Raw genomic sequence first — 24,523 nt, 5'->3', positions numbered from 1 at the left:
TTCCGCCTGCGATTCCAAGGCTCTGGCCTGGACATACGACTATGACGCCAGGACGCCGGCCAGGCATGAACGAATGGTCGAGAATTGATAACATTCACTCCGGCGGCCGACGAAGTGCACAAATGCCGAAACGGAAAGAATATTCCGCTGTCCAATCTAAGGCCGAAAGTCACCAAGTTTCTGCTGTTCGGCCATGGATATGGAAACTGTTTCAGCGTCCGGCCGTGTACCCGAAGTCGTTCGAGTTATGATTGCCGAGGTCGGGGTGAGAAGGAATGATGACTGCTCCGCGACCGCAGCTCGACCTCGGATCGAACGGAAATACCGAGCCGGACGCGTCGGCCGTGCAGTCGATACCGCTGTCTGCCGGGCAGCAGGGGTTGTGGCTGGCGCAGAAATTGAGTCCGGATGTGCCGATATCCGAGGCGCAGTACGTCGAGTTCCAGGGCGACCTCGACGTAGATCTGCTACGTAAGACGGCAATTCGAGCCGGCCACGAGTTCCAGTCGGGGTATCTACGACTGGTAGAGACCGAGGGGCAGCCGTCTCAGTTTTACGACCCGTCGCTGCAGGTGGCGGGACCGGTGATCGATGTGCGTAGCGCACCGGATCCCGTCGCGGCAGGCTTGGAGTGGATGCGCCGGGAGTACACCGCGCCGTTGGATATGACCCGGGACTGGTTGGTCGCCACGGCGATCGTGCGGGTCGGGGATCGGCATTATCTGCTGTATTGCCGGAGCCACCACGTCGCAATGGACGGCTACGGCGCGATGATGATCGTGAATCGGATTGCGGCGCTGTATACGGCGGCGGTGCAGGGCAGCACGGCAGAGCCCAACCGGGCGGCTGGTATACGCGCCCTATACGAGGCCGACCGCAGCTACCGGGAGTCGAAGCGGTTCACCGACGACCAGACCTATTGGGTGAACAGACTCGCCGGCGTCGGCGAGGAACTCGGCCTGGCTGCCCGGCACGCCCCCGCGTGCGCGGACAGTGTTGTCGCGATCACCGAACTGTCGCCGGAGACGGTAGGGCGGATCGATCGTTCGGCGAAAGCGTTGGGCGCGAGCCCGGCTGCGGTGGTAATTGCCGCATTCGGCTGTTACCTGGCCAGGAAAACCGGCCGGGACGAGGTCCTGGTCAACATTCCTGTGTCGGGCCGCACGACAGCCGTGCTGCGGCGGTCCGCGGGGGTGTTCGTCAATATCGCACCGCTTCCGATCGTCCTCGATCCAGGGGACACCGTCGCGACGCTGGCCTTGCGGGTGCAGTCCGATCTGGTGGGTGTGTTGCGGCACCAGAGGTGCGGCCTCGCCGACATCCGCGCCGCCACCGGGACCCGTGCCACACAGCGCCGCTTCGCGGGCCCGGTGGTGAACGTCATGCTTTTCGCCCAGCAGTTCCAGTTCGGGTCGGTGACCGGGGAATTCCACATCCTCAGCTCCGGCCCGGTCGAGGATTTGCTGGTCGATGTGTATCAGACCGGGGATCCGCCGCGGACGATCCTCCAGTTCATGGCCAATCCCAACCTCTACACCGACCTCGAACTGTCGGCGCACCGCACCGGATTCGTGGAGTTCCTCGACGAGTTCACTGCCGCCACATCGGACACCGAGCTCGGACAGGTCGACCCCGGCAGCGCCGCCGACAGCGCCGGGATCCGCCGTCGCCGCGAGAACCTGGCGTTCTGGCGGGCTGCGCTTGCGCATCTTCCCGAGGAACTTTGCTTGCCGGTGGACAGGCCGCGGCCGGTGGTGATGTCGAATCGGGGCGCCACCGTCGTCCATTCGTTCGGCGCCGGACTGGTTCGGGCGTTGGAAGATTTTGCCGGGCAGCATGATTCTTCGTTGTTCATGGTGGTTCATGGTGCGTTGGCGGTGTTGCTCGCCCGGATGAGTGGCAGCGCTGATATTGCGGTTGGTACGCCGGTTGCGGGGCGTGGTGTGGAGGCGCTCGATGACAGGATCGGCAATACGTTGGTGTTGCGGACGGAGATTGATCCGGGCGAGTCGTTCGTCGATTTGCTCGGTCGGGTTCGGCGGGTTGATCTGGATGCGTTCGATCATGCCGATGTTCCGTTGGAACAAGCGGTGGACCCGTCATCCCGGTCGCGACACGCCATGTATCAAGTGATGCTGGCCTTCCGGAACCTGGAACCGGTCGAACCGGGACCACTCGACCTCGAACTGCCGGCGCCCGGACTCTCCAGCGAAATATCCTGCTGCGACCTACAATTCATACTCTCGCAGGACCACGACGGCGGTGGCTCGACCGCCACGATCGCGTACGCCACCGACTTGTTCGATGAGGCAACGGTCAACTCCCTCACGCAGCGATGGATGCGGATACTCCGATCGGTAGCCACCGACCCGACGATTCCGGTCGGCGCTGTCGAGATGCTCGAGCCTGCCGAGCGAGCCGACCTGTTGTCGCATTCGGGTAACGCCGCCGCGCCGGTGATGACGTTGCCGGAGCTGTTGGCTGCGGCGGTGGGGCGGAACCCTGATGGTTCGGCGGTCGTGTTCGATAGGCGGCGGTTGAGTTATCGGGAGTTGGACGAGCGTTCGAATCGGTTGGCCCGGTTACTCGTTCGGCGTGGTGCGGGCCCCGAGGACGTGGTCGCGGTGGGTATTTCGCGTTGTGCGGATTCAGTGGTGGCGGTCTGGGCCGTTGCGAAGTCGGGGGCGGCTTTCGTGCCGGTCGATCCGGGCTATCCGAGGGAGCGGATCGCTCACATGGTGGCCGATTCCGGGGCGGTTGTGGGCGTGACCGTGGCAGCTGTGCGTGCGCAGTTGCCAGATGATATCGATTGGCTGATTGCGGACAACCTCGACGAAACCTCGGGTGCTCAGCCGATCTCCGACAGGGAACGGACAACCGTACTTCGCCCGGAGCATCCGGCATACCTGATCTACACCTCGGGCTCCACCGGTGTACCGAAGGGGGTGACAGTGACGCATGCGGGGTTGGCCGCGCTCAGTTGCGAACAGCGGGAATGCTATGGGACAACTGAGGTTTCGCGGACCCTGCATTTCGCATCGCCGAGTTACGACGCCTCGGTCTGGGAGTTGCTGCTTGCGGTAGGCGCCGGGGCGACGATGGTGATCGCCCCGCCCAGCACCTACGGAGGCGCCGAGTTGGCTGATCTGCTGCGCCGCGAGCGAGTGACGCACGCGGTGGTTATGCCGACCGTGTTGATGTCGGTGGATCCGGCCGGGCTCGATGCTCTGCGAGTCGCCGTCGTGGCCGGTGAGGTGTGCCCGCCGGAGCTGGTACAGCGCTGGGCCGGCGATGGTCGTGAGGTCTTCAATGCTTACGGTCCGACCGAGACCACGATCATGACGAACCAAAGCACCCCGCTGATCGTGGGTGGTGCGGTGACGATCGGTGGTCCGATTCGTGGTGTGTCGGAGTGGATTTTGGATTCGCGGTTGGAGCCTGTGCCGGTCGGTGTCGCGGGTGAACTATATGTTGCGGGTGGTTTGCTGGCTCGTGGGTATCGCGCTCGGGCGGGTACGACGGCGGAGCGCTTCGTCGCTTGTCCTTGGGCGCCGGGTGAGCGGATGTACCGGACCGGGGACGTGGCTCGGTGGACGGACGAGGGGGCGGTCGAGTATGTGGGTCGTTCGGATTTTCAGGTGAAGATTCGAGGTCTGCGTATCGAGCCGGGGGAGATCGATTCGGCGCTGATGGCTCATGATGCTGTGGGATATGCGACGACTGTCGGTTGTCGTGGTCATGCGGGGGCGCAGTTGTTGGTTTCGTATGTCGTTGCGGCGCCGGGGTGTTCGATCGATACGGCGGTGTTGGCCGAGTATCTGGGTGATCGGTTGCCGTCGTATATGGTTCCGGCGTCGATCATGGTGCTGGATCGTTTTCCGTTGACGCCGGCGGGGAAGGTGGATCGTCAGGCGCTGCCGAAGCCGGTGTTCGCTGGTGACAGGCCTTTTCGGGCGCCTGGGACGTCGACCGAGCGGATCGTCGCCCGGTGTTTCGCAGATATTTTGGGTGTCGACAGGGTCGGTGTGGACGATTCTTTCTTCGCCCTCGGCGGAGACAGCTTGGTAGCGACGCGGATTGCCGCGCGGCTCGGGGCCGCGCTCGATACCGAGATTCCCGTGCGACTGTTGTTCGAGGCGTCCACGGTAGCGGCACTCGCAGCTCGTGTAGAGCGGAATGCCGGCGCGGGGCGCGGCCCGCCACTGATCGCTGGGCCACGTCCTGCGCTCGTGCCGTTGGCACCGGCGCAACAACGGATGTGGTTCCTCAATCAGTACGAACCCGGCTCCGGGGCATACAACATGCCGATCGCCATTCGGCTGCGCGGCGAGTTGGACGTCGATGCCCTGCGATCGGCCATGGTCGACGTGCTGCGCAGACACGAGTCTTTGCGAACGCGGTACCCGGACCATGATGGAGTACTGATCCAGCTGATCGAATCGGCCGACGATGTCGACCACGAACTGACTCCGGTAGCGGTTCTGCCGAGCCAGTTGATTGCAACAGTAACCGAATTCGTCATCGAGGGCTTCGACGTGAGCACTCAGGTGCCGGTGCGTGCCCGATTGTTCCGTGCGCTCGGCAGCAAAGAACCTGAATACATACTGGCTGTCGTGGTGCATCACATCGCCGCGGACGGCTTCTCGATGACACCCCTGGCCCGCGACGTGACAACTGCGTACACCGCACGGATTCGTGGTGAAGCCCCGTCGTGGACACCACTGCCTGTCCAGTATGCGGACTACGCACTATGGCAACTAGCCGGCCTCGGCTCGCCCGACGACCCGGAATCGTTGTGCGCCCAGCAGATTCGATACTGGGCCGAAACTCTGGACGGAGTTCCCGAGGAGCTTCGTCTGCCGATCGACAGGCCGCGGCCGGTGGTGATGTCGAATCGGGGTGCCACTGCGAGTTTTTCGTTGCGCGCCGGGATGGTCGGAGAATTGAAAGAGTTTGCACAGCAACATAGCTCGTCGTTCTTCATGGTGATCCACGGCACGCTGGCGGTCCTGCTCGCCCGGTTGAGTGATAGCAGCGACATTCCGATCGGCACGCCGATCGCCGGGCGTGGTGCAGCCGCGCTCGACGACGTGATCGGCATGTTCGTCAACACCCTGGTGTTGCGGACCTTCATCGATCTCGATGAACCGTTCACCGATCTGCTCGACCGGATCAGGCAGGTCGACCTGGACGCCTTCGGGCATGCCGCTGTTCCGTTCGAGCAGTTGGTGGACCACCTTGCTCCGCAGCGTTCTCAGGCCCGGCACCCATTGTTCCAGGTGCTTCTGGCATTCCAGAATCTGGAACAGGTGAAGCTCGAGCTGCCCGGTCTCGCGGTGTCGGTGGTCGATCTGCCTACCGAGGTGTCTCGCTTCGACCTGCAGTTCGTGCTGTCGGACAACCATGACAGCGGCGATATCGCGGTAGCTGTCACCTATGCCACGGATTTGTTCGACGCGACGACCATAGATTCTCTTGTGCATCGGTGGATCCGGGTACTGGAGTCGGTTGCCGCCGATCCCATGGTTCCGGTCGGGACGATCGAGATACTCGAGCCCGCCGAACGAGCTGATCTGCTGACACGTACCGGTGCGCCGACCATGGCGCCCACCCCCCTGGCCGACCTGCTGAGCACGGCGGCCGCGCAGGATCCCGACGCCACGGCGATCGTGTTCGACGGGCAGCAGCTGAGCTACCGAGAGCTGGACGAGCGTTCGAACCGATTGGCGCGCCTGCTCATCCAACGAGGTATCGGCCCGGAAGACATCGTCGCGATCGGTATGCCGCGCTCTGTGGATTCGGTCCTCGCGGTATGGGCGGTCACCAAATCGGGAGCTGCTTACCTGCCGATCGACCCGACCTACCCCACCGAACGCATCACCTACATGATGACCGATTCGAAGGCAGCCATCGGCCTGACCATGGCGTCGGTGCGCTCACAACTACCCGATGACATCGACTGGCTGACACCCGACGACATCGACGAGGCCTGGAGTGCCCAGCCGATCTCCGATCCCGAACGCACAACCGTGCTACGGCCGCAGCACCCGGCCTACCTGATCTACACCTCGGGTTCCACGGGGGTGCCGAAGGGTGTGACCGTGACGCACGGCGGGTTGGCCGCGCTCGATGCCGAACAGCGGGAACGCTATGCGATGACCGCGGACTCGCGGACCCTGCATTTCGCGTCACCGAGCTTCGATGCGTCGGTCTCGGAGTTGCTGCTCGCAGCGGGTCCCGGCGCCACGATGGTGATCGCCGCGCCCGGCACCTACGGCGGGGCGGAGCTGGCCGAGTTGCTGCGCCGTGAGCGGGTGACCCACGCGGTGATCACACCGGCGGCCCTGAGTTCGGTGGATCCGGACGGACTCGACAATCTGCGGCTCGTCCTTTCCGCCGGTGATGCTTGCTCGCCGGAGCTGGTGCGCCGCTGGGCGAGCGACGGTCGTGAGTTCTGCAATGTCTACGGTCCGACCGAGGCCACGATCGTGACGAACCACAGCGCTCCGTTGGCGGCGGGTGAGCTGGTGACGATCGGTGGCCCGATTCGCGGTGTCTCGGAATGGGTGCTGGATCAGCGGCTGCAGCCCGTGCCGGTCGGTGTGGCGGGTGAGTTGTATATTGCCGGTCCGCTGTTGGCCCGCGGATACCATCGCCGGGCGGGCCTGACGGCCGAGCGTTTCGTAGCCTGTCCTTGGCGACCCGGTCGACGGATGTACCGCACCGGGGACAGGGTCCGGTGGACGGCCGACCGAGCGATCCAGCATCTCGGCCGCACCGACTTCCAGGTGAAAATTCGGGGCCTACGCATAGAACTCGGCGAGATCGATGCGACACTCGCTGCCCACGAGACCGTCGGGTTCGCCACCACCATCGGCCACCGCAACGACTCTGGGGCCGAGTCGCTGGTTTCGTATGTCGTTGCCGCGCCCGATCACTCGATCGATACCGCCACGCTGACCGAACATCTGACCGCCCGGTTACCGTCCTACATGGTCCCGTCCTCGATCATGGTGCTGGACCGCGTTCCGTTGACACCGACGAACAAACTGGACCGCAAGGCGCTGCCAGATCCGGTATTCACCGACAACAAGGCGTTCCGAGCGCCTGAGACAGCGATGGAACACACGATCGCTCGAGTGTTCACCGATGTACTGGGCATCGACACGATCGGTCTCGACGACTCGTTCTTCGCCCTCGGCGGAGACAGCATCATGTCGATCCAATTGGTGACACGGGCCAGGGCGGCGGGTGTCTTGTTCTCCCCCCGCGATGTGTTCGAGCGTAAGACGGTCGCCGGGCTGGCCCAGGTCGGCGCCCGTGACGGCGCTGCGGCGATCGCTCCTCCGACGGAACTGCCCGGCGCGGGTGTGGGGCCGATATCGCTGACGCCGATCATGCGATGGCTGCTCGAGCGGGCGAAGCCGGGGTTCGGCCGCTTGTCGCAGGCAATGGTTCTGGATCTGCCCGCGGGGATCGACCGACAAGGACTGACTGACACGGTGCAGGCGGTACTCGATCGGCACGACATGCTGCGCGCGCGGTTGCGCCCGGGCGAGGACGGGAGCTGGACGTGGGAGGTGCTGCCGGTCGCAACGATTCGGGCCGACGACGTCATCCAGCGTGTGGCGCTGAAGGGGAGGCCGGGAAGCGTCGAGTTCCGTGCGTTGGTGGCGGCGGAGTTGGATACCGCAGCGGACCGGCTCGATCCGGGTGCGGGGATCGTGATGCAGGTGGTCTGGTTCGACCCGGTTGATACGGCAGAGCCGGGCAGGGTACTGATGCTGGTGCACCATTCGGTGATCGATGGGGTTTCCTGGCGCGTGCTGGTACCGGACCTCGCGTTCGCCTGGATGCGGATCGAGTCCGGCGAGCCACCCGATCTGGCCCCGGTCGGGACGTCGATGCGCAGGTGGGCGCACGGGCTGGTCGAGGCAGCCCAACGCCGGGAGCGGGTCGCCGAGCTCGAATTGTGGCAGGCGATGACTGTCGGTGACGACCCGGTGATCGGGTCCCGGCCCCTGGACCCCGTGACCGACGTGGCTGCCACCACCCGCACCGTCGAGGTCGAAGTGTCCCCCGAGGTGACCGAGGCGCTGTTGACCGATGTGCCCGCGGCGTTCCACGGCAGTGTCGCTGACGGGCTGCTGGCCGCACTGGCAGTGGCCGTGACGAGGTGGCGGCGTGGGTTCGAGACGGAGGCATCCGGTGGTTCGCTCGCAGACGTGGTGATCGGTCTCGAAGGGCACGGCCGTGAGGATGGTGCCTTACCGGGCGCGGATCTCACCCGGACGGTGGGCTGGTTCACCACGAGTTTTCCTGTGCACCTGGACCTTTCGGGCATCGATCTCGACGACGCATGTGTGGGTGGGCCGGCTTTGGGTGCGGCGGTCAAGTCTGTCAAGGAGCAACTTCTGGTTGTTCCGGACCACGGGATCGGCTACGGCTTGTTGCGCTATCTCAATGAGGACACCGCACCGATTCTCGGGAGTCTGCCGGTGCCGAAGATCGGGTTCAACTACCTCGGCCGTGCGCCGGGGATTCCCGACGGGATGGCGGCGGTCGGATGGATGCCGGTGGACGGTGGTGGTGACCTCGGCGGTGGCGAGCTCGCCGGTGCGCGGGATCCGAATATGCCGGTGTCCGCGGTACTCGACATCAATGCCCTCACCCTCGACGACGGTGACCGACCACGGTTGCGGGCGATCTGGTCGTATCCCGCCGGGGTCCTCACCGAGGTCCAGGTGCGTGAGGTGGCGGAGTCGTGGTGTCGGGTATTGACCGCGTTGGCGGCACATACCCATCGTTCCGGATCCGGAGGCCGGACGCCCTCGGATCTGGATCTGGTCCGACTCGGGCAGTCCGAGATCGAGCGACTCGAGGACAGGTATCCGGCGTTGAGCGACATCTGGCCGTTGACTCCGTTGCAGAAGGGGTTGTTGTTCCATGCGCTGGTGTCCGAGGAGGCTGTGGACGCCTACGTGATGCAGCTGGTCCTCGAGCTGCGCGGGTACGTCGATCCGCAGCGGCTGCACCGAGTCGCGCAGATGCTTCTCGACCGGCATGCGAATTTGCGCACCGCCTTCGACGCGGACATCGGCGCCGAGCCGGTGCAGGTGGTCCTCGAACACGTCGGGACTCCGTTGGCGGAGCTCGACCTGTCCGAGCTGGACGACGGCGCACGCAATCGCGAGTGGGATCGACTGATGGCAGCGGACCGCGCGACCCGGCTCGACCCGGCTCGCGCCCCGCTGCTGCGGTGGATGCTGGTCACCATGGGGCCGGAGCACTACCGGCTGGTGCTGACCAACCATCATCTGCTGCTCGACGGCTGGTCGACGCCGCTGCTGCTGAAGGAGTTGCTGGTGCTCTACGCCACCGACGGCGACACCTCGATGCTGCCTCGTGTTCGCCCCTACCGGGACTTCCTGGCGTGGATCGCCGGACAGGACCCGGCTGCGTCGCTGGATGCCTGGGCCCGCGCGTTCGACGGCGCCGACGAGCCGACCCTGGTGGCTCCGGTCGATCCCGGCCGTCGATATTCCGAATCACGTGAGGTGGCAGGCGAACTGACCGAGGCGCAGACCACGGCGCTGACCGGCCTCGCGCGGTCCCGTGGAGTCACCCTCAACACCGTGCTCCAGATGGCGTGGGCGATCGTGTTGGGCGGGTTGACCTCCCGCGCGGATGTGACGTTCGGTAACACGGTCTCTGGGCGGTCTCCGCAGCTCGCGGGCGTCGAATCGATGATCGGGCTGTTCATCGGCACGCTGCCGGTGCGCGTCCGGCTCGACACCACCGAGAGCCTGGGGCAACTGCTCGACCGAATCCAGGCGGAGCAGGTCACGCTGCTCGATCACCAGCTCGTGGGTCTGACCGACATCCAACGGGTGGCCGGGCAGGGTGCGGTGTTCGACACGATGACGGTGTTCGAGTCCTACCCGGTGGATCGTGGCGGGCTGACCGCGGACACCGATATCGCCGGGATGCGGCTGATCGACGTGACCGGGATCGACGCCGTGCACTATCCGCTGGGAGTGGTTGCCCATATCGACACGCGACTGCGCCTCAAAATCATGTACCTGCCCGAACTCTTCGACCACGACACGATGGATGCAACCCTGCAGCGGGTCCTGCGAGTGATCCGCGTCGTTACCGCCGACCCTGATCTGCCGCTGGCCCGGCTGAACCTGCTCTCCACGGCGGAATACCGGGAGTTGACGGCGGTGTCGGGTGATCCGGCCGTACCAGGGCGAGTCCTGCCGGAGTTGTTGACCGCGGCGGTGCAAAGGAATCCAGGGGCGGTCGCGGTGGTGTGCGGGGATCGCCGGTGGACCTACGGTGAGCTGGATGCCGAGTCGAATCGGCTGGCACGACTCCTGATCGGTCGGGGTGCGGGACCGGAAACAAACGTTGCGGTGGGGCTGACGCGGTCGATCGAGTCGGTACTGGCGGTATGGGCGCTGGCCAAGTCGGGGGCAGCGTTCGTGCCGATCGACCCCACGTACCCTGCCGACCGGATCGCGTTCATGCTGACCGATTCCGGCACCCGGATCGGTATCACGGTATCGACGGTAGCGGCAGAGCTGTCCGGCATGATCGACTGGCTGATACTCGACGCCCCCGAGCTTCGAGCCGATCTCGCCACCACCTCCGCGGCGGCCATCACGCCGGCTGAACGAAAAGTACCGCTGCATGTGGCCCACCCGGTGTACGTCATGTACACCTCCGGATCCACCGGGCGGCCCAAAGGCGTGATCATCACCCACACCGGACTGGCGAACTTCGCTGCCGAGCAACGTGACCGGTACGCGGTGGGGCCGTCGGCGCGGATCCTGCACCTCGCCTCACCGAGCTTCGACGCGGCCGTGCTCGAACAGTTGATGGCGATCGAGGCCACGGCGACACTGGTGATCGCGCCGACAACTATATACGGCGGAGAAGAGCTGCGGCGCTTGATGATCGAGCAGCGGGTGTCGCACGCCTTCATCACCCCGTCGGCGCTGGGGTCGGTCGACCCGACGGGCCTGGATGGCCTGCGGGTGCTCGTCGCCGGCGGCGAAGCCTGCCCGCCGGGACTGGTCGTCCGGTGGGCGCCGGGCCGAGCGTTCCACAACGGATATGGCCCGACCGAGACCACCATCATGACGAATATCAGTGCGGCGCTGGACCCGTCGGCGCCGGTGACGATCGGCGGGCCGATCCGCGGCGTCGGTGACGTTGTGCTCGACGCGTGCTTGCGGCCGGTACCGGTCGGGGTTGTGGGTGAGTTGTATCTCGCGGGTCCGGGTCTGGCTCGCGGTTACCACAACCGGATGGATCTGACAGCGTCGCGGTTCGTCGCCGATCCGTTCGCAGCCCCGGGACAACGCATGTATCGGACCGGGGACCTGGTGCGCTGGCGGCGGCAACCGGAAGGGGACCTGGTCCTGGACTATATGGGCCGCTCGGATTTCCAGGTCGAGATTCGTGGTTTCCGCATCGAGCTCGGCGAGGTCGAATCGGCTCTGGTCGCCTGCCCGGGTGTGGCCCGCGCGGTAGCGACCGTGGACCGAGGCCCGGGCACCGGCGAGCGGTTGATCGGGTACGTGGTGCCCGAGTCCGGCGCCGACCTGGACCCGGCTGCCGTCCTCGCATTCGCGGCGCAGCGGTTGGCCCCGCATATGGTGCCTGCGACCGTGGTGATGCTGGACGAGCTGCCGATGACGAAGAACGGCAAACTCGACCGTGCCGCACTGCCCGAGCCCGAATTCCACAGGAGCCGAGCCGGATTCCGGGCACCGGTCACCGACGTGGAGTCGACGCTGGCGGGACTGTTCGCCGAGGTACTGGGTGTCGATACGGTCGGCCTCGATGATTCGTTCTTCGCTCTCGGCGGTGACAGTATTGTGTCGATCCAGTTGGTGACCTACGCCAGGGCGGCGGGTCTGGTGTTCTCCGTGCGTGATGTGTTCGAGTGTAAAACGGTCGCCGGGCTGGCCCGGATCGCCGTGCGCGACAGCGCCGCGGCGACCGCCCTTCCGTCGGAATTGCCCGGCGGGGGTGTGGGTCCGATGCCGGCGACGCCGATCATGTGCTGGTTGTTCGAGCGCGGCGGATTCGACTGCTTCTGCCAGTGGGTGATGCTCACTCTGCCGACCGGCATCGACATCGCCGGAATCAGCGCCACCGTGCAAGCGGTGATCGATCACCACGACATGCTGCGGGCCCGATTGCACCCCGACCCCGAGTATCCATCGGGTTGGGCATTGCAGGTACCCCCGGCCGGGGTATCCGCTGCCGGGCTGATCCGGCACGCGTCGGTGGATGCGGCACCGGACAGCAGCGCGTTCGCCGCGATTGTCGACGCGGAGGCGAATGCGGCCGCCGAGCGCCTCGACCCCGGGGCGGGAGTCATGCTCCAGATGGTGTGGTTCGACTCGCCCGGACAGCCGGGGCGGCTGCTCGTCGTCGTGCACCATCTGGTCACCGACGGCGTGTCGTGGCGGATCCTCGTGCCCGACCTCGCTGCGGCATGGGCCCAGGTGAGTGCCGGGCAACCGCCGCGGCTCGCGCCGGTCGGTACGTCGATGCGACGCTGGGCGCACGGCCTGGACACCGCCGCGGGGAACCTCGATGAACTCGACTGGTGGCGGTCCACGCTCAGCGCTGCTGATCCGGCGATCGGGGCCCGCCCTCTCGACCCGGTCGTGGACGTGCAGGGCACCCTCGCCACTGTCGAGGTGCGGTTACCTACCGCGGTGACCCGCGCCGTACTCACCACACTGCCCGGGGCGTTCCACGGCAACGTGGACGATGCCCTCGTCGCCGGGCTCGCGCTGGCGTTGACTCGATGGCAGCGGCGCCACGGCAACACGGTCACCGAGACACTGCTCACCCTCGAAAGCCACGGTCGCCACGACACGGTGCTCCCGGGTGCCGATCTCACCCGCACCGTCGGATGGTTCACCACCACCTACCCGGTGCGGCTCGACCTGGCCGACATCGACATCGACGACGCGTTCGCCGCTGGGGCTGCCGCCGGAGCCGTCATCAAATCGATCAAGGAACAACTCCGCCAGGTTCCCGACCGCGGGATCGGCTATGGGCTGCTGCGCTACCTCAACGCCGATACCGCCCGCATTCTGGGTGCCCTGCCCGACCCGCAGGTGAGCTTCAACTATCTGGGCCGGTTCGACACCATTCCGGAAGCGTTGCGCGACAGCGAGTGGATGCCCGCCGAAGGCGACTCCAACCGCGGCGGTGTGCAGAATCCCGACGCGGCCATAGCAGCTCTGCTGGCCGTCAACGCGATCACCGTGGACACCCCGGACGGGCCGGCTCTGACCGCGACCTGGGACTATCCGGCCGGCCTGCTCACTTCCGCCGAGGTCACCGACCTCGCGGACCTGTGGCGCGACGCGGTGACGGCTCTCGCCGCTCACGCGTCCCGGCCTGGGGCCGGGGGCCTGACGCCCTCCGACATCGGCCTCGTCGACCTCGACCAGGCCGCGATCAACCGGCTCGAGGCCCAGCATCCGGCACTGGACGATATCTGGCCGCTCACACCGCTGCAGGCGGGGCTGTTGTTCCATGCCCAGCTCGCCGCCGACGCCCGCGACGGCTACATCGTGCAACTCTGTATCGAACTCGGCGGGCGCGTCGACGCGGACCGGTTACGCCGTGCGGTGCAGACGCTCGTCACACGGCACCCGAACCTGCGGACCGCGTTCGTGCGCGACGGCGCCAGCGATCCGGTTCAGGTGGTACATCGGCATGTCGAGGTGCCGTTCACCCGGATCGACTTGGCCGAGTGCTCCGACACCGCGGCCGCGCTCGATCGGCTCATGGACAACGACCGCCACTTCGACATGACCGCGGCGCCGCTGCTGCGACTGACACTTGTTGCCACCGGCCCCCAGCGGTACCAGTTGGTATTGACCATTCATCACATCCTGATCGACGGTTGGTCCACGCCACTGCTGACCCGGGAACTGCTGACCCTCTACGCGACCGAGAGCGACCCCGGGACGCTGGCCCAGGTGCGTCCCTACCGCGACTACCTGATGTGGCTCGAGGCCCAGGATCAGGACGCGGCGGAAACCGCGTGGGCGCGGACACTCGAGGGCGTCACCGAGCCGACTCTGCTGGCGCCCGAAGCCCGCGGCCGCCAGCAGTCCGCTGCCGCGCGTGAGGTCCAGGTGCGGCTGAGCGAACACCGCACCGCGGCCCTGGTCGCCGTGGCCCACCAGCAAGAGACCACCCTCAACACCGTCGTCCAAGCCGCCTGGGCGATCGTGCTCGCGAGCGCGACCGCCCGCGAAGATGTGGTCTTCGGCACCACAGTCTCCGGGCGGTCGCCAAAGATCCCCGGTATCGAATCGATGATCGGGCTGTTCATCAACACGGTGCCCGTGCGGGTCCGGCTCGACCACCGCGAAAACCTCGCCCAGCTGCTACGGCGAATACACACCGAGCAAGGCGCGATGCTCGACCATCACCACCTCGGACTCGCCCGCATCCAACAGGTGGCCGGCCCCGCCGCGATATTCGACACCGCGACCGTGTTCGAGTCCTACCCGATCGACTCGGCCGGGCTGTCCGAAGACACCGATATCGCCGGAATGCGCGTCCTGGACGTGCACGGCCGTGACGCGGCGCACTTTCCGCTCGGCCTGATGGTCCAGCACGACACCCGGCTGCACTTGACTTTCAAATACCTGCCCGAACTGTTCACACGGCACCAGATCGACGCCATCGCCGACCGGGTGCTGCGAGTGCTCGACACCCTGGCCACACATATCGAACTCCCCCTCAACCGACTACAGCTGCTATCGCCGGTCGAGCGAGCAGCGCTGGTACCCGTTCACGGTCCTCCCGGCGAGGCGATGTCGGTGTTGCCGCAGGTGTTGACGGCCGCGATGACGCTGGACACCGAAGCGGTGGTATGCAGCGGCACACGACTGTCCTACCGCGAACTCGAGGAAACCTCGAACCGGTGGGCGCGGGTACTGATCAATGCCGGGATAGGGCCGGAATCGTTCGTGGTCGTGGCGTTGCCGCGCTCCATCGAGGCTGTGCTCGCCGTATGGGCGGTCGCCAAGACCGGCGGCGCGTTCGTTCAAATCGACCCCGCCCATCCGCACGACCGGATCACCAGCATTCTGACCGATTCCGGCGCCGCCGTCGGGCTGACCCTCGGGGCCCACCGAAACCAGCTACCGGACACCACCAGATGGCTCGTCCTCGACGACCCCTCTTTCGCCTCGGCGACAGCGTCGGCGTCCCCTGCCGCGGTCACCGACCCCGAACGAACAACCACGCTACGACCGCAGCACCCCGCTTACCTGATCTACACCTCGGGCTCCACCGGGACCCCCAAAGGGGTCGTGGTCACCCACACCGGGATAGCGAACCTGGCCGCCGACACGCGGGAACGGTTCCGCCTCACCCCGACCTCCCGAATGCTGGCGGCTGCCTCGGTGAGCTTCGACGTCTCGATCCTCGAATGGCTCGGCGCCGCCGCCGCCGGAGCCACCCTGATCCTCGCTCCACCACCGGTGGCCGCCGGCCCCGAACTGGCCGGGGTGATCAACACCGAACGCGTCACCCATGCCGCGATGACCCCGACGGTGCTTGCATCAATGCACCCCGACGGACTCGTCGGCACCCTCGGCACCCTGGTCCTCGGCGGCGAGACCTGCCCACCGGACCTGGCGAACCAATGGACACCGGGCCGCACAGTGATCAGCTGCTACGGGGCTACCGAAACCACGATCACGAGCTGCGCGGACACTCCCTCGACCACGAGCACAGACAGCCCGATGGCGATCGGCAGCCCGATACGCGGATTCACCGCCGTCGTACTCGACCGCAGACTGTGCCCCGTCCCACCCGGGGTAGTCGGCGAACTGTATCTGTCCGGACCAGGCCTGGCCCGCGGCTACCACAAGCAACCCGCGACGACAGCAGCCCGATTCATCCCCGACCCGTACGGGCCGGCCGGGACGCGCATCTATCGCACCGGCGACCTGGTCGCGTGGACCGCCGACCGAACATTGCACTACCAGGGCCGCAGCGACCGACAACTCGAGATCCAGGGCAACCGCGTCGAACCCGGGGAGATCGAGAGCGCGCTGCGCAGCTGCCCGGATATCACCCACGCAGCCGTCACAGTCCATGCCCAACCCAACGGAACCAACCAACTCATCGGCTACGTCGTACCCACCCCCCACACCACACCCGACACCACCGCACTGATCACCCGCCTCGCAAACCGACTACCCACCCACATGATCCCGTCCTCGATCATGGTGCTGGACCGGATCCCCCGCACCACCACCGGCAAACTCGACTACAAAGCCCTGCCCCCACCCGACCAGCGCCCCTCCCGCTTCCGGTCACCGTCCACGCCACTCGAGGCCACCGTCTGCGACGCTTTCGCTCAAACCCTCGACATCGATCGAGCCGGTGTCGACGACGGCTTCTTCACCCTCGGCGGCAACTCGCTGGCCGCTACCGAACTGGTGGCGCGGCTGGCGGAGTCGACCGGTGTCGACGTGCCGGTTCAGTGGATCTTCACCGACCCGACGCCGCAGTTACTGGCCCACCGCATCGACACCCGCCAGCACATCATCGACGAACAAGAACCCGGCGAAGCACTCTCGGTCATGCTCCCGCTGCGCGCCGCCGGAACCGGCCCGCCACTGTTCTGCGTCCATCCAGCCATCGGATTGGCCTGGGGTTTCAGCGGACTCGTGCAGCACCTCGACCCCGACCGCCCCGTCCGAGGGCTGCAGTCCCCGGCGTTCACCGAGCCCACCGCACGGTACGAAACGCTCGACCGGCTCGTCGATCGCTACGTACAGGAGATCCGGGCCGTCCAACCGCACGGCCCCTACCACTTGCTCGGCTACTCACTCGGCGGCACCATCGCCCACGCGATCGCCGTCCAACTCCGCAGCGAAGGCGACCCTGTCGCCACCCTGGCCATGATGGACACCCGCGTCGTCACCGCCCGCAGCGTGCGCGCTCCCACACCGAGCATCGGGGACATGCTCGCCGAGTTCGGCGGCCTCGCCGTACCTCAGGACCCCGCCGACCTCACCATCGAGGCCGCAATCGAGTTGCTGCATCGCCAAGGCGGGCTCCTCACGGCCGTGACCCCCGAACATCTCGTGATCCTGCGTGAGGACTACACCCGACTGGTCGACCTCGCCTGGAACCACCGGCCGGCACTCTTCGACGGTGACCTGATCTACTTCAACGCCGCCGACCACACGGACGACGACCCCTGTCCGGCGCTCGCATGGAACGACCACATCACCGGCAATATCACCGAACACGACATTCCCACTCGGCACGAACGGATGACCGAACCCGACGCGCTCCGCGCAATTGGACTGGTCCTCACAGAGCACTTCCGATCGACCCTCACCACCTAGCCGGAACCGAATCGTCGAGCAGTGCCCCGAGGCGGGGCTCCCAGCAACATCGTCGACAGAACCGGCCAACCGTGCAAACAAGGCGCAAATCATATGATCTGGCTATCATTACCCATCATGAGCGCGATGTCGGACCGAAAGGCGGTAATGCTGACTCGCGCGTGGATTCGGTGGCTGCTCATACACGGCATAATGCGGTCCTACCTGCTGTGGTCGGCGCGTCGCGGCGATCCCCTCGCACAAATCGCCTTCGGCCAGGATCGCTTACTCGGCACGTCGCCGTTCATCGAGGAGATCCGACAGCGGGGCCGTCTGCCCAAATTGTCGGGGACGTACGTCACCACGGACTACGATTTGTGCCGTCGCATCCTGCGAGACAATCGCTTCGGCGTGGTCACGCCCAACCATCCGATCATTCCGAAGCCGGTCCGCTGGGTGTTGACCAAGACGGATCAGGAACTTCCCAACCTCAGCGAACCGCCCTCGATGCTGGTGACCGATCCGCCGGAACACACCCGGTACCGGCGCCTGGTCGGGCAGGCATTCAGCCCGGGTGCGATCGCCGAATTGGAGCAAAGGGCCGTCGAAGTGACCGATGGGCTACTCGAACGCCTGGAGTCGAAGCCGCGACCGGACCTGATCGAGGACTTCGCCGCACAGGTGCCCGTCGCGATCATCGCCGAGATTCTCGGGCTTCCCGCGGACATGCATTCGACCCTGCTGAGGTGGGGTCTCAACAGTGCGCCGCTGGTCGACCGCGCCCTGACCTGGACCACGTATCGCCACGCCACCGACGAACTGGCCGAGGTCAAGCAATATTTCGACCAGCGCATCGACAAGCTCACCGCCGAACCGGGCGATGACCTGCTCACTGTGCTTGCGACAAGTCGTGAGCTCACCCGCCGCGAGCAGACGGCCAACGCCGCCCTGCTGCTGGACGCCGGATTCCTGACGACGGTGAACCTGCTCGGCAATGGAATCGCCCTGCTGACCAGCCATCCGGATCAGCTGAAACTGCTGATGGCGAAGCCTGAGCTGTGGCCGGACGCGATCGAGGAAATCCTGCGCTATGACTGCCCCGTGCGGATGACCGGCCGGCTCGCCAACTGTGACGTCGACATCGCCGATCAGCACATCAAGCGCGGTTCTCTGGTTTTACTGTCATTGGCGGGCGCAAACTACGACCCCGGCGTCTTCCCTGATCCCGAACGATTCGACGTGACCAGGATCAACGCCGCGGATCATCTCGCGTTCAGCGGCGGGGTGCACGGCTGCTTGGGATACCGGCTGGCCCGAATGGAAGGCGTCATCGCGCTGCGGACCCTCTTCGAGCGATATCCGGATCTGCGCTTGGACGGCCCGCCGATCCCGCGTCGCCTGATCAACCTGCACGCCTACCGCTCCATGCCCGCCAAACTCACTGCTGACTAGCTTCTGTGTCGGGCGCCCTATTGGCCAGGATGGGCTACGCAACACCGCGGCCATGCGACCGGGGATGGGTGCTGCGACGTCAGTGGACTGGCCCTCGCCGAATCCTCGCGAAATCGGCCTCCGATCCGATCGGCGCCCTGCATGCGGCGACCGTCGGCGCCGCCCCTGCGGCAGACCGGAGCGCAATGGGCTGGATCTGGCCGGTCAGCGACCACAACGTCAGCAACCGGTGGGTGGTGCTCGATGGCCTCCTGGACAGCGGTGACAGCGACGCGATGGGCGCCGCGCTCGCCGACGCCGGTAACCCCTCTGCACACGCCACCGCGATCCGCGACCGCTGCGCCAACGCCCGCGCCGACTACCGGCGACGCGACCACCCTCCGATCGTCCCTGCATGAACTCGGCGCCGACCAGTTGATCGACTACATCAAGAGCTGTCCCGAGGAGCTCGTGCACGAGGTCGACCTTGTCCTCGACGCCGTCGGCGGCCACGCCAGCAGTCGGTTCCTGCGCACGCTCGAGCGCGGTGGTGTCCTGTGCCCGGTGTTCCTCGGCGACTACGACGACGAAAAGACCGCGAAGCTGGGTGTCACAGTCTCGGGTTGCGATCGACAGCACGTTCCCGCTCGCGGACACCAGGGCGGCGCACGAACGCGCCACACGAGGGCATATCCAAGGCAAGATCGTACTCATGGTCGCCTAGCGACCACGCCGCCGTCGCCGCACAATTCATTGCGGAAGGGCGGCTTTCAGGTCTTTCCGGCGTCGATGTCGCGGGCTACCCGGTTGGCTCGAAGCGCACGGACAGGGCCTGCACCCCGGCCGGAGCTTTCCAGATGAGGTCGACACCCTCGATCTCGGTTCCCGCACCGCACGCGGAATCGCCGAACAGGTAGGCCCGGTCGCTGGTGCCGTTCTCGAAACGTACTGTGGCATCCTGCAATTGGATACAGGCGCCGCTGTCCGGCTGTGTGATCGACAAGATCTCTCCCGCCACGGTGATGTAGGAGGCCCGGCCGATGGCCGCCTGTGCGGTACCGGGCAGCAGCGCGAACAGTGCCAGCGCCGCGATGCCCGCACCGGCGGCCTTGTCGAATTTATTTGGCAATCCCATGATTTCCCTCTCTCGGCCGCCGCCCGGCCGACTACACTGATCGATCGCACTTTAGCGTTGTCAAATATGTTGGGAGACAACGGCTGTCAACAGTATGACTGATGCGCGGATCACTTGCAGTGGGCGAGGAACACCTGCCCTGGGCCACCACTGGCCGGGCAGGTGCGGGTGAACCCGGTGATACGTTCAGAAGATCGCGACCGGGTTGACAGGGACTCCCGTCATGCCATGCTGGTCGGGCTCAGGTCCGACGGGTGCGCTAGCTCTCGGGCACCAATGCGCCCTGGTGTGTTTCGGCGAGCAGTTCGTCGAGCTGGCGCTCGGCCCGCTCCATGCGGGCGTCACCAAACCGAACGCGCGATATGGGGAGCCATTACCCGAGCGTTCGAGGTAACTCGTGGTGCAGGTTGCGTATCGTTCGGTGGTGGTTCGCGGGTGTGGGCGCGGACTCGAGTGGGCCGGGAGGCTGTGCTGCCGCCGGTCGAGATCACTGTCGCGTTGGCTGCGATCCTGCACCAGTTCGACCTGGAACCCGACCCGGACTACCGACTCGACGTCCGCGAAACCCTCACCCCCGAGCCTGCGGGACTACGACTGCGGCCTCACCTGCGAACGAGCAACAAGATGTGAGCCAGATGTAGTGCACGAGAAGGCGGTCCGCGAGAAGGCTCGGGGATGGCGCTCGCGCAGCTCCACGGTGGCTGAAACGCGATGGAACCGAACGGGTCGGCGGCGCGTCTAATCCAGAGAACGAAACCGAAGGTTCGCACTGTGAGTTGCGTGGTGCGGGTTTCGTTGACAGAGTTCGATCGGACCGGACGGGTGGGAGGTGTCGATGGTCGGCTTCGATCCGAGCCGTGCCGTGGGGGAATCTGCGATCTGGATCAGATCGTCACGCCTGACGAGCCGGATGGGGATGGCGAGTACTTCGGCAAGAAGTCATGGCTGGGATGAGGACAGAGATGTGGAATAGCGATGACGTCGTCGTCGATCCGGAGAAGGTACGCGCGCATGCCAGCGCGGTCGAATCGACGCTCGAGAACGTCGGCAATGCCAAGCAGGCCGCTGACTATGTCGCCAAGTTGGATGACGGCTATGGGGTTTTCGTCGGGTGGTACGCGGATCTGATGGTGGGCTCGCTGCACGATCGGATCACCGACAGCCTGCAGAAGATCGTCGAAACGACCGAGGCGCTACCGAAAACGCTGCGGTACTGCGCGGATACGTTCGAAAGTCTCGATGCCGGGCGGAAAGCCGAGATCGAGCGTCAGCAGAACCAGATCAAGTAGGGGAGGGCACCCATGCCGTTCAACGACGCTGCGCCGCCCGAAGGCAACCAACTGATCGACGGGAAAGTCGACGACGACGAGGCTTATGGCTTCGACCAGAAGGCTCTGCTCCCCAGGATAAACAGCGACGGTGCCGAACCAGGCCTGCTGAAGGGCACACCGCTGGGAGATACCTGGGAAGCTGCCGGGCTCGTCAAAGAAGCGGTGAACGGGGAAGACCCGGTCAAGAACCTGTATAGCGCGGCCCTCAAGGCTTCTGGGGTAGCGGTCGCCGCGGCGGACGTACTGGAGTACCGGAGCCGTATGGCCGCAGGGGTTCCCCTGGCGAAGTTCGATCCGTTCAATATCGTGGGCGCCCTGCTGATGGGCTGGATGCTGGAGAATGTCGAACCGCTGCGCAAGGCGCTCGACTGGGTCACCGGTAGCCCGGACATGGTCAAGGCGTATTCCAAGTCCTGGGAGAACATCTCGGGTGCGCTGACCGAAGCCGCCGCGACATGGAACACCGAACTCCAGAAAGATGTCAGTGCATGGGCCGGTGCCGCAGGTGCGGCCTACAAAGCCAAGGCCGATGCGTTCATGGCGGACATCGAGGCTCAATCCTCCCTCGCCACCTCGCTGAGCAAAGTGAATGCCGCGCTCGGTGACCTGGTCGAGGGTGTTCGCGGTGTCGTGACCGAACTCCTGAACTGGCTGGCCGGCGTACTGGTCGAGGCTGCCGCGATCATTATCTGCACCGGGGGGACAGCATCTTTCGCGGCGGTCGCCCGCGCCAGCACGAGCATTGCGGGTGCGGGTACGAAGATCTCCCAGATTCTGCTCCAGCTCGCGAAAGAAGCGTCGACGATCATCGGGATGGTGCCGAAACTCATTCAGATCGTGCAGGGTGCGACCGAGGCTGGAGTGAGATCCGCGAGCGCGTAGGCGTGCAAGATCGCAGGAGGAGATGTCGTGGGTAGATACCGGAGCACATCCAGCTTGCCGCTACCAGCGGACTGGGAACGAAAGGCGTTCGGAGCGTACCGCTATACGGTGCTGCCGTTCGCGCTTGCCTTGTCCATGTGGCCCCTCGTTCTGGGCGGAGCCTGGACAGTTGTGACAGATCCAGAATCGGTGTGGGCCGGGATCCTCGGGCTCGTGCTAATCGGCCCCCTGGCAGCCTCTTTCACCGGGTGGGGATGGTCGGAACTCCCCCGAACCGCTCGGGTGGCCGCCGACATTCGTGCCACCGATGCCGGCCCCGCACTCGTGCTGCCGGTGCCGCGCCCTTCCTCGACCGGAAGCTTGGTATCTATAGCGGTCGGAGTGGCCTTGCTCGGGGCCGGACTGTGGCAACTCATCGCATCGTTGAACGACGACTGGTCGTCCGGAGCCGCGTTCTTCTTCCTCCTTTCCCTGCCCGCTTTGTTCGCCATCCTGCTCGGCCTCGGCACATACAAACCTCGCAAGGTCCTCGGTAACGTCGGCATCGTGCTCACGGCACAGCACATCTCGATCGATTACGGCGATGGCCCGACCAGGGTTGCCTGGCAGGACATCTCGGCAGTCGGCGCCCGCAGCCGCCGAGAAGGGTTCAGATTCGGCAGCGGAACCAACGTGACCACCCTGGTCACCGGAGATGCCGACACCGGCTACGGAACCATCGACATCGGCCACAAGGACCTCGAGACCGACCCGACCCGGGTCTACCACCTGTTCGTGTTCTACGTGCGTAATCCGGGGCTTCGATCAGAACTCGGGACCGAACACGGGTTGGATCGCTTCCGGCGCGGCGGATACGTACCGGAACAGCCGCCGGCCTCCGTCGACAGAAATCCGCGTTCTTGACGGCATTGCCAGCTCCCAGGCGCGGGTAGTGGTGCGAATTCTAAACGTACCCAATGGTGTTCGACCAGGGAACCGACCTCGGCGTCGCGGGGCGGAGCCGAGGTTGGACGGGCCGATTCTGCCGTGAACCGCGCGGGCGATGACCTCCACATGGCGTTGCAGCGCCTGTGAAGAGCTCGTATTTGCGGCCGGAGGTCGCGTATGCGCAGGCCCTGGCAATGCCGGGGAACCCGGTCGGATCCGCGGTCCAGGATGCCTCATAGCCTCGCTGCCGGGACATTTCCAGTGCGCGGTCCAACACGACAACGGGGTCGAACTCCTTGGTACGCGCCATATTTCGAGATGCTAGAGCTATCGCGACCGATCGGTCAAATATGCAGCACTACGAGCCGCTCGTCATGGGGGCGGTGAGGTCGGCGTGGCAGGCGGCCGCCCGGTCCGTGTCAAGATCATAGACCGATTTTCGAATCAGTCTCTGGGACAGGAGATTCCGTACCGGCACCGGGCCCGCGGTTGCCTGATTCGCTCAGTGAGCTCGTTGATCCCAGGATCTCGGCAACCGGCGGTCGAGGCCGAGCGGAGAGCTTCGTGGCGGGTCGGCGGAAGGATCTCGTCGTGGTGAACGAACACAACCACCACTCGAACGGCCTGCGGCGGCGATCGATCACCGAGAACAGCGAGATGCGGCGACCGCGGCAAGGACGCCGACAACCCTCGGATCTCCACTGGTAGAGCGCCGGAGCGGGCCGGTGACCACCGCCTCGAACGAGCCTGCAACACGTCCTGGATCAGGGTAGCCGTCGAGATGCTTCCGAGCGGTTGACAAGTTCAAGATCGTGCAAATACTGTTCAGTAACCATGAATTCTGTGCTGTCGTACGAAAATCCGAGAGGGATCATTGTGCCAATCCACACTGTCATAGCCTAGGTGCGACCTACGCACCTTGTTCGGGCACTACACCCTCTCGCGCGCGCCTCGATGGCGCGAAGGCCGCTTCCCTGGCATACCCCGTAGCGCTTCAGTTTTCTGAAGCGTGGCTCGCTGATCGATTGCTCGACTGAGCCCGGCGGCGCAGCCGGGTCCAGTTTGCGCGCATCTCCTCGAAGTCCGAGGCCGCCTGCGAAGGCGCTCCGGATGACTCGGGGCGATTCGCCGAGCCTCGACCACGTCGAAATCCATTATGTCGAAGTAGGAATCGTCTGAGTGGGCCCTAGCTTAACAGAATCTTAGTTTAAACCGAAGTTTTGACCTACGAATTGATGGTTACCTGATCCGCTCCGCGATCCGGATGGTGTCGCGGGAGGCGGCGGTCGTCCACCGACCGCCATCGCTGAGGAGCCGCGGCGGGAACGCCGAATCGAGAACGCATTGCCGGCGGGGCGACCGGCAAACGTCTCCGAAAACGGTGACCGACAACAAACACACACGTCAGATGCTTA

Annotated in this window: 9 protein-coding genes; 8 read left to right on the top strand and 1 reads right to left on the bottom strand. The window is 65.5% G+C overall.

Annotation, left to right across the window (positions count from 1 at the left end):
• The first annotated feature begins 278 nt into the window (after positions 1-278).
• The 4 genes from NL1_RS06585 to NL1_RS40140 all read left to right on the top strand — a co-directional run bounded on the left by NL1_RS06585 (position 279) and on the right by NL1_RS40140 (position 19,557).
• On the top strand, positions 279-17,423 hold the full coding sequence (locus NL1_RS06585; protein ID WP_162272693.1) for a non-ribosomal peptide synthetase: 17,145 nt from the start codon (positions 279-281) through the stop codon (positions 17,421-17,423).
• Positions 17,424-17,540: 117 nt separating this feature from the next.
• Positions 17,541-18,854 (top strand): cytochrome P450, encoded by a 1,314-nt coding sequence (locus tag NL1_RS06580; RefSeq protein WP_245673115.1) that lies wholly within the window; start codon positions 17,541-17,543, stop codon positions 18,852-18,854.
• Between the two features lie 185 nt (positions 18,855-19,039).
• Entirely contained in the window at positions 19,040-19,252 is a 213-nt protein-coding gene (locus NL1_RS38090; RefSeq protein WP_067835420.1) for a hypothetical protein, read from the top strand.
• Positions 19,253-19,380: 128 nt separating this feature from the next.
• Positions 19,381-19,557, top strand: a complete 177-nt coding sequence (locus NL1_RS40140) for a zinc-binding dehydrogenase (RefSeq protein ID WP_373862527.1) — start codon at positions 19,381-19,383, stop codon at positions 19,555-19,557.
• Positions 19,558-19,632: 75 nt separating this feature from the next.
• Here NL1_RS40140 and NL1_RS06570 read toward each other — a convergent pair whose 3' ends face one another.
• Positions 19,633-19,968 (bottom strand): hypothetical protein, encoded by a 336-nt coding sequence (locus tag NL1_RS06570; protein WP_067835418.1) that lies wholly within the window; start codon positions 19,966-19,968, stop codon positions 19,633-19,635.
• Between the two features lie 453 nt (positions 19,969-20,421).
• Here NL1_RS06570 and NL1_RS37355 point away from each other — a divergent pair, with 453 nt between their 5' ends.
• From NL1_RS37355 to NL1_RS06555, 4 genes are all read left to right on the top strand, one after another.
• Positions 20,422-20,598: a hypothetical protein gene (locus tag NL1_RS37355; protein ID WP_156094694.1), complete on the top strand. Its 177-nt coding sequence runs from the start codon at positions 20,422-20,424 to the stop codon at positions 20,596-20,598.
• A gap of 311 nt (positions 20,599-20,909) precedes the next feature.
• Positions 20,910-21,257: a type VII secretion target gene (locus NL1_RS06565; RefSeq protein ID WP_084510348.1), complete on the top strand. Its 348-nt coding sequence runs from the start codon at positions 20,910-20,912 to the stop codon at positions 21,255-21,257.
• A gap of 12 nt (positions 21,258-21,269) precedes the next feature.
• Complete coding sequence (locus NL1_RS06560; protein WP_067835414.1) at positions 21,270-22,181, top strand: WXG100-like domain-containing protein; 912 nt, start codon at positions 21,270-21,272, stop codon at positions 22,179-22,181.
• Positions 22,182-22,289: 108 nt separating this feature from the next.
• Positions 22,290-23,084 carry a hypothetical protein gene (locus tag NL1_RS06555; RefSeq protein ID WP_156094693.1) on the top strand — a complete coding sequence of 265 codons (795 nt, stop codon included), beginning with the start codon at positions 22,290-22,292 and terminating at the stop codon, positions 23,082-23,084.
• The last annotated feature ends 1,439 nt before the right edge of the window (positions 23,085-24,523 follow it).

The organism is Nocardia lijiangensis NBRC 108240 (assembly GCF_001613045.1).
In the GTDB taxonomy this organism is placed as follows: domain Bacteria; phylum Actinomycetota; class Actinomycetes; order Mycobacteriales; family Mycobacteriaceae; genus Nocardia; species Nocardia lijiangensis.
Note: the sequence above shows the minus strand (reverse complement) of the source record. Positions and strands in the feature narration are given on the sequence as shown.

What these genes read in the sequence shown, in the direction of transcription:
- NL1_RS06570 (WP_067835418.1), bottom strand. Translation starts at nt 19,968, where the DNA reads ATGGGATTGCCAAATAAATTCGACAAGGCCGCCGGTGCGGGCATCGCG.
- NL1_RS06560 (WP_067835414.1), top strand. Translation starts at nt 21,270, where the DNA reads ATGCCGTTCAACGACGCTGCGCCGCCCGAAGGCAACCAACTGATCGAC.
- NL1_RS06580 (WP_245673115.1), top strand. Translation starts at nt 17,541, where the DNA reads ATGAGCGCGATGTCGGACCGAAAGGCGGTAATGCTGACTCGCGCGTGG.
- NL1_RS38090 (WP_067835420.1), top strand. Translation starts at nt 19,040, where the DNA reads ATGGGCTGGATCTGGCCGGTCAGCGACCACAACGTCAGCAACCGGTGG.
- NL1_RS06565 (WP_084510348.1), top strand. Translation starts at nt 20,910, where the DNA reads ATGGCTGGGATGAGGACAGAGATGTGGAATAGCGATGACGTCGTCGTC.
- NL1_RS06585 (WP_162272693.1), top strand. Translation starts at nt 279, where the DNA reads ATGACTGCTCCGCGACCGCAGCTCGACCTCGGATCGAACGGAAATACC.